Below are 14,315 nucleotides of genomic sequence, written 5' to 3'. Positions count from 1 at the left end.
TATGCGACCCCCTGTAGGGTGCATTTCCATGGTGGATTCATGGGTCAATTCGGCGGAGATCCTCGGCAGTGACCTCCATCTGGAGCTCACCCGCGCGGGCAGCCGCAGGACGGCCCTGATGGCCGCGCTGCGCGAGGCCATCCGCGACGGGCGGCTCGCCCCGGACACCCGGCTGCCGCCTTACCGTTCTCTCGCCGCCGACCTGGGCATCGCCCGGAACACGGTCGCCGACGCCTACGCCGAGCTGGTCGCCGAGGGCTGGCTCACCGCCCGCCAGGGCTCCGGGACCCGGGTGGCGTCCCGTCCCGCACCGCCCTCGCCCGGTCGGCGCGCGGCCCGCCGGGAGCGCGGCGGGCGGCCGCCCCTGCCGACCGGCGGCCGCCGGGGCCCCCGGCCGGCCCCGCGTCCGGTGCACAGCCTGCTCCAGGGTCAGCCGGACGCCGCCTCCTTCCCCCGCGCCGCCTGGCTCGCCTCGGCCCGCCGCGCCCTGACCGCCGCGCCCAACGAGGCGTTCGGCCCCGGGGATCCGCGCGGCCGCCCGGAACTGCGCCGCGCCCTGGCCGACTATCTGGCCCGCGCCCGTGGCGTGCGCACCGACCCCGAGCGGATCGTCGTCTGCTCGGGCTTCGCGCATGCGCTGCGGCTGCTGGGCGAGACCCGGCTGACGCGGCCCCGGATGGCCGTCGAGTCCTACGGTCTGGCCTTCCACCGCTCGCTTCTGAGATCCGCCGGGATCCGTACGGTCCCGCTTCCCCTGGACGCCGATGGCGCCCTTACGGATGGACTGGCCGACCTCGACGGCGTACGGGCGGCCCTGCTCACCCCCGCCCACCAGTTCCCCACCGGCGGTCCGCTGCACCCCGGGCGGCGGGCCGCGGCGGTGGCCTGGGCGCGCGAGAGCGGCGGTCTGGTCCTGGAGGACGACTACGACGGGGAGCTCCGCTACGACCGCCGCCCGGTGGGCGCCGTCCAGGGGCTCGACCCCGACCGGGTGGTCTACCTCGGCTCGGTCAGCAAGAGCCTCTCCCCGGCCCTGCGGCTGGGCTGGATGGTGCTGCCGGACCATCTGGTCGACCGTCTGCTGGCCGTCAAGGGGGAGCGCGAGGGATGGACCGGCGTCCTCGACCAGCTGACCCTCGCGGACTTCATCGAATCGGGCGGATACGACCGCCATGTGCGCCGTATGCGCCAGCACTACCGCCGTCGGCGCGATCAGCTCGTGGCGGCCCTGGCCGAACACGCGCCCCATATCCGGGTCTCGGGGATCGCGGCCGGTCTGCACGCGGTCCTGGAGCTGCCGCCCGGCACCGAGCGGTCCGCACTCCGCGCCGCCGCCTGGCAGGGGCTGGCGCTCGACGGCCTCGGCGGCTACCGCCACCCGGAGGCCACCACACCGCGTCTCGACGGGCTCGTGGTGGGCTACGCGACCCCGCCCGAACACTCCTTCGCGGAGGCACTGGACGCGCTGTGCCGCGCTCTGCCGCCCGAAACAGACGGCCGCCCGACTCCTTGAGCTTCCTGACTCCTCCCGCGCTTCCCCGGCTCGCTGAAACTCGCTGAGCCCGATGAGGTCGCTGAGGCCGCCGGTCTTGCTGAGGTCGAGGTTGAGGTTCCTGAAGGACCGTGACGCGCCTACGACGCCTTGAGCAGCGCCCCTTCACGCCACTTGAGGATCTTGTCGAAGCTCACCACCACCCCGCCGCGGCCCGGACGGTCGCGGTAGCGGACATGGTCGGTGAGGGCCTCGATGAGAAAGAGCCCCCGCCCGTGCTCCGCCTGTGGCGGAGCCGGACCGCGCGGCTGCTGCGGTCTCGGCGGACCCGCCGGACGCCGCTCGCTCCGGGTGCGCGCCCCGCGGCGGACGGTGCCGCGTCCGGCGAAGCCGGGACCGGAGTCGGTGACCTCGATACGGCAGGTGTCGCCGTCGATATAGGCCGTGACTCGATAATCCCCGCCCGCGCCGTCGCGGCCCCCGTGCTCCACCGCGTTCGCACACGCTTCGGAGAGGGCGACCGACAGATCGTAGGAGATCTCCGGATCGACTCCGGCCGTCTCCATGGTGCCGAGGAGCAGTCGTCGTGCGAGCGGAACGCTCGCCGCCTCGCGGGGCAAATGGAGTGACCACCAGATGCTCATGCTCCAGCCTCCCGGCCGCGGCTCGACATACCGTTACGTATTGCCTGGGTCCATGGTCCGTAAGCGTGTTATCAACGTGACTCCGCTCATTCGGCGGACGCGCTCGATGCGCGAACCGGTGTATGAGCCTGTCCCGGTGTGCGCCGGTACGCCCCACCCCCTGTAGGTAACGCGGCCCCCCGGTGGGATGATGGCGCGGCCATGGCTTCCCCAGTCGCCCGTGCCGGCGCCGATCTGCGAATGCTGCGGGCCGCGGTGTTCACCGCGGTCTGCGTCATGCTGTCCGCGGCGGGGCATGTGCTGGGGTCCTGTGCGACCGTGCCGCTGTGGACGCTGGGCGTGGGCTGCGCTGCGATGTTCACGGTGGCGCTGTCGCTGGCCGGGCGGGAGCGGTCGCTGCCCGGGATCGCGGTCCTGCTGGCCACCGGGCAGCTCGCGCTGCACACGCTCTTCGCCCTCGGGCAGGACCGGGCAGCCGCCGCCGAGGAGGCCGCCCATCGGGCCGACGCCGCCCAGGGCCATGTGATCGGCCTGGCCGCCAGGCTGCTGTGCGCGTCGGGCCCCGGGCGGCTCGACGCCGCGACGGCCCACCGGATCGTGGCGCACGCGGGCATCGACCCGTCCGCCTCGCACGGCGCGCACGCCATGCCGGCGGCCACCGCCCCGGTGGAGCGGGCGGCGGGGATGGAGAGCCTGCTGCCGTCGCTGCCCATGGCCCTGGGCCATCTGCTGGCCGCGCTGGCCATCGGCTGGCTGCTGCGCCGGGGCGAGGCGGCCGTATGGCGGGCGGTGCGGCTGTCGGTGGACGGGGCCCGGGGCGTCGCGGAGGCCACGCTCGTACGGGCGCTGCGGGCCGCCCTGAAGCTCGTCAGGGTGCTCCTCGCCCCTTCGGCGGCGCCTTACGGCGGGCCGTGCCGTCCGCGCACGGCCGAGCGGGACGAGGGCGGGACGACGGCCCTGGTCCTCCAGCACAGCGTGATCAGGCGGGGACCGCCGGCCTGCGACCTGGCGGCCTGACCGACGCGACGCTCTCCAGCGGGACCGGAGGGTGGCCGCGACGTCGCCGCACGCGCGCCCACCCATCTGCTCATTCCTGTCTTCCCGGAGTGTTGACATGAACGCCATGCGTCTTCGCCGTCTGCCGGTCATCGGATGCCTCACCGCGGGCGGCCTGGTGCTGCTCACCGCGGGCCCGGCCTTCGCGCACGTCAGCGTGCAGCCCGGCCAGGCCGAGAAGGGCGGCTACAGCACCATCAACTTCAAGGTGCCCAACGAGCGCGACGACTCCTCCACCGTCAAGCTCGAGGTGAACCTGCCCGCCGACCACCCGCTCGCCTCGGTGATGCCCCAGCCGGTGCCCGGGTGGGACGTCAAGGTCACCAAGTCCAAGCTCGCCAAGCCCATGGAGATGCACGGCGAGAAGATCAACGAGGCGGTCACCAAGGTCACCTGGACCGGCGGAAAGATCGAGCCGGGGATGTTCCAGCAGTTCCCGCTCTCGGTCGGCCAGCTGCCCGAGGACGCCGACCAGCTCGTCTTCAAGGCGCTCCAGACGTACGACAACAAGGAGGTCGTGCGCTGGATCGAGGAGCCCCAGGAGGGCGCCGCCGAACCCGAGAACCCGGCGCCGGTGCTCAAGCTGGTCGCCCCGGCCAAGGGCTCGGACGGCCAGGACGCCGCCGCGGCCTCCGGACAGGGGCAGGGCAAGGACTCCGAGAAGGCCGGAGCCGAGAATTCCGCCTCCGAGGACGCCTCGGACGACAAAGACGGCAGCGACACCACCGCCCGGGTGCTGGGCATCGCGGGCATCGTCGTCGGCGCCGCCGGTGTCGCCTTCGGCGTGGTCGCCAGCCGCCGCCGTTCCGCCTGACCACCGACCGGCCGAACACCACACGCGTACCGCCGGTGACCGCGGGTCCTGAGCCGACCGCGTGATCCCGTCGGGGGCGGCGGGCCCTCGTGCCCGCCGCCCCGCGCGCCACCGATCCACCCCTCTCTTGGGAGAACAGCTCCATGCGCACCAAAATCCTGGCCACCGCGCTCGTCGCCACCGCCGCGCTCACCCTCAGCGCCTGCGGCGGCTCGGACGGCGGGGGCAAGGGCGACAACGCCGCCGCCGAGGTCAAGGGCGGCCAGAAGCCGGGTCAGGCCATCGTCCTGGACCAGGCGAAGGCCAAGCCGGACCTCGTCCTCACCGACACCGACGACAAGAAGTACGACCTGCTCGAGGAGACCAAGGGCCGGCCCACCCTGCTCTTCTTCGGCTACACCCACTGCCCCGACGTCTGCCCGCTGACCATGAGCAACGTCGGCATCGCCGTGAAGAAGCTCTCCAAGGCCGAGCGGGAGAAGCTGCGCGTCGTCTTCGTCAGCACCGACCCCGCCCGGGACACCCCCAAGCGGATCCGGTCCTGGCTCGACGCCCAGGGCGGCACCGACTTCGTCGGCCTGACCGGCGACTTCAACACCATCAAGGCCGCCGCGCGGCCGCTGGGCATCTACATCGAGAAGCCGAAGAAGGAGAAGGACGGCAGCATCACCGTCAGCCACGGCGCCGAGGTGATCGGCTTCTCGCCCAAGGACGACAAGGCCCGCTGGATCTACACGACGGAAGCCACCGCCGACCGCTACGCCAAGGACCTGCCGAAGATCATCGAGGGGCGGAACCCGTGATGAGGACGGGTCCCGGCATCCGTAAGGCGGCCACCGCGGTCCTCGCCCTCGGTCTGTCCGCCGCGCTCGCCGCCTGCTCGGACGGCGGCGACGGTGGCGGGAGCAGCGGGGACGGCGCCGGCCATAAGGGCGCCCCGAAGCTGTCCGTGAGCGGCGCCTACGTTTCGCGGCCGCCCATGGACGACATGGCGGCGGGATACCTGACCGTACGGAACACCGGTGGCGGCGCCGACGAGCTGACGTCCGTCACCACCCCGCTCGCCTCCGAGGTCACCCTGCACAGCACCCAGGGCACCCGGATGAAGCAGGTGAGCTCGCTCGATGTCCCGGCGAACGGCCGGCTCGAGCTGACCAGCGGCGGAGATCATCTGATGCTGACAAACCTCACCCACCGGCCCAAGGTCGGTGAGAAAGTCAACTTCACCCTTCACTTCGCCACCTCCGCCCCCATCGAGATCAAAGTCCCGGTCGAGCCCACGACGTACCGCCCCAAGGACTGACGCCCGATGCCCTCGCTGACCTCCCTGGCCCCCGCCGGACCCACCGCGACCCGCTCCCGGACCACCGCGACCGCCCGGCGGCTGACGGCGATCTGCGGCACCCTGCTCGCCGCGCTGCTGTGCGCGCTGAGCGTGGGCGCGAGTTCCGCGTCCGCGCATGCCGCGCTCACCTCGACCGACCCCGCCGACGGCTCGGTGGTGAAGACCGCCCCCAGGGAGGTCACGCTGAACTTCTCGGAGGGCGTGCTGCTCTCCGGCGACTCGGTGCGCGTGCTCGACCCCAAGGGCAAGCGCGTGGACACCGGGAAGACCGCCCATGTCGGCGGCAAGTCCTCGACCGCCGCCGCCGGGCTGCACTCCGGGCTTCCGGACGGCACCTACACGGTGGCCTGGAAGGCGGTCTCGGAGGACAGCCACCCGGTGAGCGGCGCGTTCACCTTCTCCATCGGCGCCCCGTCCAAGACCACCGCGAAGGTGTCCACGGGCGGCGGGTCCGACAGCACGGTCGGCACGCTCTACGGGATCGGCCGGTACGCCGCCTACGGCGGTTTCGCGGCGCTCGTGGGCGGCTGTGTGTTCGCCGGGCTCTGCCGGTCCTCACGCCCGGTGCGGAAGATCGCCGTGGGCGGCTGGGTGACGGTCTTCACGGCCACCCTGCTGCTGTTGCTGCTGCGCGGGCCGTACACGGACGGCGAGGGAATCGGCGGGGTCCTCGGCCTCGGCAGGCTGGGCGATGTGCTGTCCACCAAGCCGGGCGCGGCGCTGCTGTCCCGGCTGCTGCTGCTCGGCGCGGCGGCGATCTTCCTGGCCGTCCTCTTCGGCTCGTACACCCGCCGCACCGGGGATGCGGAGGTGGACGCCCGGCGCCGCCAGGACCTCGCCTTCGGGCTCGGCTTCGGCGGCACGGTGATGGCCGTGGGCCTCGCCGCCACCTGGGCGATGGCCGAGCACGCCTCGGTCGGCCTCCAGCGGCAGCTGGCCATGCCGGTGGACGTGATCCATCTGATCGCGGTCGGGGTGTGGATGGGCGGCCTCGCCTCGCTCGCGGTGACGCTCCGGGCGGGCGAGCCGATCGAGCGGGCGGCCGTGCGCCGCTTCTCGCGGCTGGCCTTCGGCTCGGTCGTCGCCCTGGTGGTCACCGGGCTGTACCAGTCGTGGCGGCAGGTGGGCTCCTGGAGCGCGCTGACCGACACCGAGTACGGGCGATGGCTGCTGGTCAAGGTGGGTCTGGTGGCGGTGCTCGTGGGCATCGCCGCCGTCTCGCGACGCTGGACCGGGCGCCTTACGGATGCCACGGCGGAGGCGGAGGCGGAAAAGGAGACGGAGGCGGAGAGCGCGTCGGAGGCGGCCTCGGACGCGAAGGCCACGACGAAGGCGCGGGCCGAGGCCGGGGCCGACGCCGAGACGGCAGCAGCGGTGAAGGCCGCCCAGCCGGCCCGTACCGGCGCGGCCGACGCGGCCATCGACACCCCCGCCGAGGCCGAGTCCGGTGAGGCCGAGTCCGGTGAGGCCGAGTCCGGTGAGGCCGAGTCCGGTGAGGAGTCCGACGACGGCGATCCCGTACGCGCCGCCCAGCTCGCCCGTCAGCGGGCCGCCAAGGGCAAGGCCACCACGCTGCGGGAGCGGGACGCCGACCGTGAGCGCAGCGGTCTGCGCCGGTCGGTGATCGCCGAGACCGTCGTGGCCGTCGTGCTGCTCGCGGTGGCCACCGTGCTGAGCGGCACCCAGCCCGGCCGGGCCGAGACCGAGCAGGCCGGTGCCGCGGCCACCCAGCCCGGCCGCGACCGGCTGAACGTCGACCCGGTGAGCGTGCTGATCCCCTACAACACGGGCCCCAAGAGCGGCCGCGGCAAGGCCGTGGTCATGATCGAACCCGCCCTGCCGGGTGACAACGCGCTGCATGTCTTCACCACCGACCCGGCCGACCGTCCCGTGGACGTGCCCGAGGTCAAGCTGTCGCTGACGCTCGAGTCCAAGGGGATCGGGCCGCTGCGCATCCCGCTCGAGCGCCTCTCGACCGGACACTGGAGCGCCAGGACCGTCCAGCTGCCCATGGCCGGGACCTGGCAGCTCTCCCTGACCGTACGAACCTCCGACATCGACCAGGTGACGGAGACCAGGAACGTGAAAGTCGCTCAATGACCACAGAGCAAACACCCTCGTCCGGCATCTCCCGGCGGCGTCTGCTGGGCTCGGCGGGCGCCGCCGGCGCGGCCGGGCTGGTCGCCGGCGGCGCCGCCGGAGCCTACGCGGCCGAGGCCACGCGGAGCACACCCGAACCCCTCAACTCCCTGGGCGCGACCGCCGTGCCCTTCCACGGCAGGCGCCAGCCGGGTATCACCACCCCCCTCCAGGCCCATGGCCATCTCATCGCCTTCGACCTGGCGCCCGGTGCGAACCGTAAGGCGGCCGCCGCGCTGCTGCGCCGCTGGTCGCGCACGGCCCAGGAGCTGATGGCGGGCGAGGCCCCGCCGGAGGACACGGGGATCGCGCTGGACGCCGGTCCCTCCTCCCTCACGGTCACCTTCGGCTTCGGCCGGACCTTCTTCGGCAAGGCGGGACTCGGCGGCCAACTGCCGGAGGCGCTCGCTCCGCTCCCCGACTTCGTCTCGGACGCGCTCGATCCCAGGCGCAGCAACGGCGATCTGTGGATCCAGATCGGCGCCAATGACGCGCTGGTCGCCTTCCACGCGCTGCGCGCACTCCAGCGGGAGGCCGCGGACACGGCCCGGCCGCGCTGGCAGATGAACGGCTTCAACCGCACCCCCGGCGCCACCGACCGCCCCATGACCACCCGCAACCTCATGGGCCAGATCGACGGCACCAACAACCCCAAGCCGGCCGATGACGACTTCGAGCGGCGGATCTTCGTACCGGAGAAGGGCGAGCCCGCGTGGATGGCGGGCGGTTCCTACGCGGTCGTCCGGCGCATCCGGATGCTGCTGGACTCCTGGGACCACCTCTCCCTGAAGCGGCAGGAGAAGGTGGTCGGCCGCCGCAAGTCGGACGGCGCCCCGCTGTCCGGCGGCACGGAGACCACCCCGGTCCGGCTCGACAAGGTCAACGAGGACGGTTCGCTGGCCATCGCGGGCGCCGCCCATGTGCGGGTCGCGGCCCCCGCGTCCAACCAGGGCGCCGCGATGCTGCGCAGGCCCTTCTCGTACCACGACGGCTTCCGCGACGACGGGGCGCCGGACGCCGGACTGCTCTTCATCGCCTGGCAGGCGGATCCGATGAAGGGGTTCGTACCGGTGCAGCGGAAGCTGGACCTGGGCGACGATCTCTCGCGGTTCCTGCGGCACGAGACCAGCGCGCTGTTCGCGGTGCCTCCGGGCTGCGCTCCGGGGGAGTACGTGGGTCAGGCACTCTTGGAGGGATAGGGAAGGGACGAGCCGCCCCTGACCCCTCGCGTCCGAGCGTTCGGCAGGCGAGTCGGCGGGCCGGGCGGGCGCGGGTATCGTGGCGGTCTCGTCTGATCACAGGGAGCGACCGTGATGTCGGCCAGCCGCTATGCCTACCTCGGCCCCGAGGGCACCTTCACCGAGGCCGCCCTGCGGTCCATGCCGGAGGCCGCCACCCGGGAGCTGGTGCCGATGGTCTCCGTGCCGGTGGCACTCGACGCGGTGCGCTCCGGCGCCGCGGCGGCCGCGTTGGTGCCCATCGAGAACTCGGTCGAGGGCGGGGTCACCGCGACCCTCGACGAGCTGGCCACCGGCGAACCGCTGATGATCTACCGCGAGGTGCTGCTGTCGATCAGCTTCGCGCTGCTGGTGCGGCCGGGCACCGCGCTCGCCGACATCAAGACGGTGACCGGGCATCCGGTCGCCCAGCCCCAGGTCCGCAACTGGCTGGCGGCGAACCTCCCGGACGCCGTCTGGGAGTCGGCCGCCTCGAACGCGGACGGTGCGCGGCTGGTGCAGGAGGGGCGGTACGACGCGGCGTTCGCAGGCGAGTTCGCGGCGGCCACGTACGGGCTCGAGCCGCTGGTCACCGACATCCATGACGCGCAGAACGCGATGACCCGCTTCGTCCTGGCCGGCCGCCCCGCCCGGCCCGCCGCCCGGACCGGCGCGGACAAGACATCCGTGGTGATCTGGCTCGGCGACGACCACCCGGGCGCGCTGCTGGAGCTGCTCCAGGAGTTCTCCGCGCGCGGGGTCAACATGATGCGGATCGAATCGCGCCCGACCGGCGAGGGCATCGGCCGCTACTGCTTCTCGGTGGACTGTGAGGGGCACATCGCCGACCGGCGGGTGGGCTCGGCCCTGATGGGGCTGAAGCGAATCTGCCCGAAGGTGCGGTTCCTGGGCTCGTACCCCCAGGCGGGGGTGGTGGCGGAGGAGATGGCGCCGCTGCGGCACGGAACCTCGGACGAGGCGTTCACGGAGGCGGCGGAGTGGCTGGCCCGCTGCCAGGACGGCCGGGCCTGAGCCAAAACCGCCCATGACGGTCATAACGGGCCGTCCACGGCGGGTCGCCCACAGAGGCTCAGACCCGTCCGCGGGCCCGACGCCGGGGAGCGCCGGAATCGCTGCGGAAAAGTTATCCACAGGCCGATGGTCCATGCTGGGGATAAGTCGACATCACCAATCCGGCGAGGCGGACTTTCCATGACATTCGACACATCCGCCGCCCATCGCAGGACATCCCTCATCCGTCATCCCAATTCTCTCCATCAACTCTTTGGAGTGAGGGATTCCTCTCTTGAGGAGTGTGTGAACGCGGTTTGATAGGGGAATCCATCGCCGAGCACCTGGGCGACCCAAACGATCACCGCGGCATCCACAGATCTCACACACAGCCTGTGGATAACTTTCGGGATTCACCCCTCGCCTGTGGACAACGAACCCCCAACTCACCCTGTACACACGGGAAGAAGGTCGACTCGACGCCATCTCTTTGCCCCTTTTCGGGGAATGCGCAGGCATTCCTTGACGGTGACCGTCACAGGAATTCCCCGGTTTACCCACAGCCCCAAAAGGGGGCAAAATGGGACGCAAAGGAATATCGCGTCGAGCACCCGAGGTCACACCGGTAACCTGGGGGGGTGATTGACCTTCGCCTGCTCCGTGAGGACCCCGATCGTGTGCGCGCCTCCCAGCGCGCTCGTGGAGAGGACGTCGGCATCGTCGACGCGCTCCTGACCGCCGACGAGCGGCGCAGGTCCTCCAGTGTCCACTTCGACGAGCTGCGCGCCGAGCAGAAGGCGCTCGGCAAGCTCATCCCCAAGGCCGCCGGTGACGAGAAGGCCGAGCTGCTGAAGAAGGCGGGCGAGCTGTCCGCGGCCGTCAAGGCGGCCGACGCCGAGCAGGACGCGGCCGCCGAGGAGACCCAGCGGCTCCTGCTCCGGCTGGGCAATCTCGTCCACCCGGAGGTCCCGGTCGGCGGCGAGGACGACTTCGCCGTCCTGGAGACCGTAGGCACCCCGCGCGACTTCGAGGCCGAGGGCTTCGCGCCCAAGGACCACTTGGAGCTCGGCGAGCTGCTCGGCGCGATCGACACCGAGCGCGGCGCCAAGGTCTCCGGCTCCCGCTTCTACTACCTGACGGGCGTCGGCGCCCTGCTGGAGTTCGCTCTGGTGAACGCGGCGATGGCGCAGGCCACCGCGGCGGGCTTCACCCCGGTGCTCACCCCCGCGCTGGTCAAGCCGAAGGCCATGGAGGGCACCGGCTTCCTCGGCCAGGCCGCGGAGGACGTCTACCACCTCGACAAGGACGACCTCTACCTGGTCGGCACCTCCGAGGTCCCGCTGGCCGCGTACCACATGGACGAGATCCTGGAGGCGGACGCACTGCCGCGGCGCTACGCCGGGTTCTCCTCCTGCTTCCGCCGGGAGGCCGGGTCGTACGGCAAGGACACCCGGGGGATCTTCCGGGTGCACCAGTTCGACAAGGTCGAGATGTTCGTCTACACGACCCCGGAGGAGGCCGAGGCCGAGCACCAGCGGCTGCTGGAGTGGGAGAAGCAGTGGCTGACCTCGCTGGAGCTGCCGTTCCGGGTGGTCGACCTGGCCTCGGGTGACCTGGGCTCCTCGGCGACGCGGAAGTTCGACTGCGAGGCGTGGATCCCGACGCAGGGCAAGTACCGCGAGCTGACCTCGACCTCCAACACCACCGAGTTCCAGTCGCGGCGGCTGTCGATCCGGATGCGCGAGGGCAAGCGGGTCCGTCCGCTGGCCACGCTCAACGGCACGCTGTGCGCGGTCACCCGGACCATCGTGGCGATCCTCGAGAACCACCAGCAGGCCGACGGCTCGGTGCGGGTGCCCGAGGTGCTGCGGCCGTTCCTCGGCGGACGCGAGGTCCTGGAACCGGTCGCGGCGCGGTGACGAACGCCGGACGGACCGACGAGCTGCCCTACCGACTGATCGCGACCGATCTCGACGGGACGCTGCTGCGCCCCGACCACACCGTCTCGGCGCGGACCCGTGATGCGCTCACCGCGGCCACCGCGGCGGGCGCCGCGCACATCGTGGTCACCGGGCGGACCGTGCCGGTGGCCCGGCACATACTCGACGACCTCGGCTACCAGGGGCTCGCGGTGTGCGGCCAGGGCTCACAGCTCTACCACGCGGGCGAGCACCGGCTGCTGACCTCCGTCACGCTGGACCGCCAGGTGGCCCAGCTGGCGCTGGCGAAGCTCGAGGCGGAGATCGGTCCGCTGGCGCTGGCCGCGGCCCGCGACGGGCTGGACGGCGAGGTGCTGTTCGGCGAGGGGTACCGGATGGACCACGACGGGATGTCCCTCGTGTCGTTCACGGACCCGGCCGAGCTGTGGTCGGAGCCCATCAGCAAGCTCTACATCCAGCACCCCGAGCTGGGCGACGACGCGCTCGCGGATGCCGCCCGGACGGCCGCCGGCGGCCTGGTCGGGGTGACGATGGCAGGCGCCGGGCTGGTGGAGCTGCTGCCGCTGGGGCTGACGAAGGCCACGGGACTCTCGCTGGCCGCGCGCCGGCTGGGGATGACCGCCGCCGACGCGATCGCCTTCGGCGATATGCCCAATGACATCCCGATGTTCGGCTGGGCCGGGCACGGGGTCGCGATGGCGAACGCACACCGGGATCTCAAGGCCGTGGCCGACGAGATCACCGCCTCCAACACGGAGGAGGGTATCGCCGTGGTGCTGGAGAAGCTCTTCCCGGCGGCGCGCCGGTGAACCGGCCGGATGCCGGTGCGGCCGCCTCGGCGGACCGCCCGGCATCCGGGCTCGGCAGCGGTGATCGGACCCTCGGCCGCGGCGTGCGGGCCCGATCCGGGAAGGGCCGGCTGGACCGGCAGGTTCAGCCGGGTCAGCCGGGTCAGCCGGGTCAGCCGGGTCAGCCGAAGATCTTGACCGCCTGGTAGTACGTCCAGGCCGTACCGTCGCACGACGTCTTGGTGGCACCGCTGTATGCGCCGCACACCCGCTTGAGGTCCTCGTAGAAGGCGCTGTCGAGACGCGCCTTGTTGGCGTCGAAGATGCCCATCGCCTTGTGGTTGCGGTAGCCGAAGTCGTGCCGGGCGCAGGCGGTCTGGAAGGGGAAGCCGAAGGGGTTGTCGGGGGAGCTGCTGCAATAGTCGGTGGACCAGTCGAACTGGTAGGCGGACCAGGAGCCCTGGTTGTTCCGCGCCGCGAGCCAGGTGTTGTAGCTGCTGGCGCTGGTCTGGGTCCAGCTGGCGAGGACCTGCTGCTTGTCCGCGGGGACCGCCTGGGCGGGTGCGGCCAGGGCGATGGTGGCGGCCGCGGTGACCGCGGTGGCGGCGAGACTCGTGACGAGGCGACGCATTCTGGTTCCCTCCGTTTTCACTCCTGACACCCCCTCAACCGCTTGTGGCGAAGGGAGGGGGCGGCGCGGTGTGATCCAGCACACGCCAAGAGTTCGCCAGGTCCCTGACAACCGTCAAGATCTACATCGACGTAGAGATGAACAGAGTTCGACCACCGGAGTTTCGGAGATTCCTCCAACTACCGCTGCCGCGCGGGCCGTTCAGGAAGCGCGCCAGGGCACCTGGGAAGGAGGGGTGAGCAACGGCCCCGGACCCTTGATCCTGCGGAGGATCGGCGAGGTCTCCATGTCCCGTACGGAGGGGAGCTCGGCGATACGGGTGGTCAGATAGGTGTAGAGGGCCGGGACATCGGCGCAGACCACGGACGCCATCAGATTCTTGGTTCCGGTGGTCGCACATGCGAACGCCACCTCGGGGTGGTCGGCGAGCCGCTGCCCGGTGGCGGCGAGCTCCGACGGCCGTACCGACAGCCACATCGTGGTGGTGACGGTCTGCCGGAACATCCGGTTGGTGTAGACGACGTCGAAGTACAGGGTGCCGTCGGCGCGCAGATCGGCCAGCCGGCGGCGCACCGTCGACTGCGACCAGCCGGTGGCGGCGGTCAGTTCGGCCGGCGGAGCCCGCCCGTCCCGCGCCAGGACGTCCAGCAGCCTGCGGTCCTCGGCGCTCACCGGTCCGCGCGGGCCCTTCGACCGGTCCACGACGGGCGCGCGCAGCCGCCGGATCTGCTCGGCCGTCAGCGCGTCGGACTTGTTGACCAGGTTCTGCTCCCCGCCGTAGTACTCATGGAGCACGCAGTGCGCGCTCACCCCCACCACTCGTGGGGTCTGCGGGAGTTTGCGCAGCAGCAGCGCGTCGCTGTCCCGGCCGGACGCCACTCGTGTCGCCGCGGCGACCTCGGTGCCGTCGGAGAGCACATGCACCCAGGAGGTGTCGGCCCGCCGGGCCAGCGCCTCGGCCACCGGCAGGGCGGCGTCCGGCAGACACCGCACCCGCACCAGCCAGACCACCTCACCGACCGCCGCCGGGTCGGTGAGCCCCAGCACCCGGAGCGCTCCCGTCGTCCGCAGCCGGGTGTAGCGGCGGGCCACGGTCTGGTCGGAGACGCCCAGCACCTCGGCGAACCGGCTGAAGGGGGCCCGGCCGTCGAGTTGGAGGGCGTGCACCAGCGCCCGGTCCAGGTCGTCGTAGGCGTCGGATTCCACCGCACAAAGCTAGCCGATGTCGGATACCGCCG

The 14,315-nt window shown here is 71.9% G+C and carries 13 protein-coding genes; 10 read left to right on the top strand and 3 right to left on the bottom strand.

All coding sequences use genetic code 11. From position 1 onward, the window contains the following. Positions 1-28 precede the first annotated feature (28 nt). On the top strand, positions 29-1,513 hold the full coding sequence (gene pdxR / locus NQU54_RS16775) for a MocR-like pyridoxine biosynthesis transcription factor PdxR (protein WP_257631762.1): 1,485 nt from the start codon (positions 29-31) through the stop codon (positions 1,511-1,513). A gap of 119 nt (positions 1,514-1,632) precedes the next feature. Here the strand turns inward: pdxR and NQU54_RS16770 are convergent, their stop codons facing one another. Further along, positions 1,633-2,136, bottom strand: a complete 504-nt coding sequence (locus NQU54_RS16770) for an ATP-binding protein (RefSeq protein WP_257631761.1) — start codon at positions 2,134-2,136, stop codon at positions 1,633-1,635. Between the two features lie 201 nt (positions 2,137-2,337). Here NQU54_RS16770 and NQU54_RS16765 point away from each other — a divergent pair, with 201 nt between their 5' ends. The 9 genes from NQU54_RS16765 to NQU54_RS16725 all read left to right on the top strand — a co-directional run bounded on the left by NQU54_RS16765 (position 2,338) and on the right by NQU54_RS16725 (position 12,467). Continuing rightward, on the top strand, positions 2,338-3,153 hold the full coding sequence (locus tag NQU54_RS16765) for a hypothetical protein (RefSeq protein ID WP_257631760.1): 816 nt from the start codon (positions 2,338-2,340) through the stop codon (positions 3,151-3,153). 97 nt (positions 3,154-3,250) lie between these two features. Then, the gene (locus tag NQU54_RS16760; RefSeq protein WP_372505902.1) at positions 3,251-4,006 is read left to right on the top strand and encodes a YcnI family copper-binding membrane protein; all 756 of its coding nucleotides are present in this window, start codon (positions 3,251-3,253) and stop codon (positions 4,004-4,006) included. 143 nt (positions 4,007-4,149) lie between these two features. After that, a complete protein-coding gene (locus tag NQU54_RS16755; RefSeq protein WP_257631759.1) occupies positions 4,150-4,809 on the top strand; it encodes an SCO family protein in 660 nt (219 codons plus the stop codon). Continuing rightward, positions 4,809-5,309, top strand: coding sequence for a copper chaperone PCu(A)C (locus NQU54_RS16750; protein ID WP_257631758.1), 501 nt, complete (start codon positions 4,809-4,811; stop codon positions 5,307-5,309). Before NQU54_RS16755 ends, NQU54_RS16750 begins: the two co-directional genes overlap by 1 nt. A gap of 6 nt (positions 5,310-5,315) precedes the next feature. Then, complete coding sequence (locus tag NQU54_RS16745) at positions 5,316-7,451, top strand: copper resistance CopC/CopD family protein (RefSeq protein ID WP_257631757.1); 2,136 nt, start codon at positions 5,316-5,318, stop codon at positions 7,449-7,451. After that, positions 7,448-8,689 carry an iron uptake transporter deferrochelatase/peroxidase subunit gene (gene efeB / locus NQU54_RS16740; protein WP_257631756.1) on the top strand — a complete coding sequence of 414 codons (1,242 nt, stop codon included), beginning with the start codon at positions 7,448-7,450 and terminating at the stop codon, positions 8,687-8,689. Before NQU54_RS16745 ends, efeB begins: the two co-directional genes overlap by 4 nt. Positions 8,690-8,803: 114 nt before the next feature. Beyond that, positions 8,804-9,739, top strand: a complete 936-nt coding sequence (pheA, locus tag NQU54_RS16735; RefSeq protein WP_257631755.1) for a prephenate dehydratase — start codon at positions 8,804-8,806, stop codon at positions 9,737-9,739. Between the two features lie 617 nt (positions 9,740-10,356). Then, on the top strand, positions 10,357-11,637 hold the full coding sequence (gene serS, locus NQU54_RS16730; RefSeq protein ID WP_069861103.1) for a serine--tRNA ligase: 1,281 nt from the start codon (positions 10,357-10,359) through the stop codon (positions 11,635-11,637). Then, the gene (locus NQU54_RS16725; RefSeq protein WP_257631754.1) at positions 11,634-12,467 is read left to right on the top strand and encodes an HAD family hydrolase; all 834 of its coding nucleotides are present in this window, start codon (positions 11,634-11,636) and stop codon (positions 12,465-12,467) included. Before serS ends, NQU54_RS16725 begins: the two co-directional genes overlap by 4 nt. A 160-nt stretch (positions 12,468-12,627) precedes the next feature. Here the strand turns inward: NQU54_RS16725 and NQU54_RS16720 are convergent, their stop codons facing one another. Together NQU54_RS16720 and NQU54_RS16715 are read right to left on the bottom strand one after the other, a co-directional pair. Continuing rightward, positions 12,628-13,077, bottom strand: a complete 450-nt coding sequence (locus NQU54_RS16720) for a phospholipase (RefSeq protein ID WP_069861105.1) — start codon at positions 13,075-13,077, stop codon at positions 12,628-12,630. Positions 13,078-13,278: 201 nt separating this feature from the next. Further along, a complete protein-coding gene (locus NQU54_RS16715) occupies positions 13,279-14,283 on the bottom strand; it encodes an Lrp/AsnC family transcriptional regulator (RefSeq protein WP_257631753.1) in 1,005 nt (334 codons plus the stop codon). Positions 14,284-14,315 lie beyond the last annotated feature (32 nt).

This window comes from Streptomyces malaysiensis subsp. samsunensis, assembly GCF_024519315.1.
GTDB classification, from domain to species: domain Bacteria; phylum Actinomycetota; class Actinomycetes; order Streptomycetales; family Streptomycetaceae; genus Streptomyces; species Streptomyces malaysiensis.
Note: the sequence above shows the minus strand (reverse complement) of the source record. Positions and strands in the feature narration are given on the sequence as shown.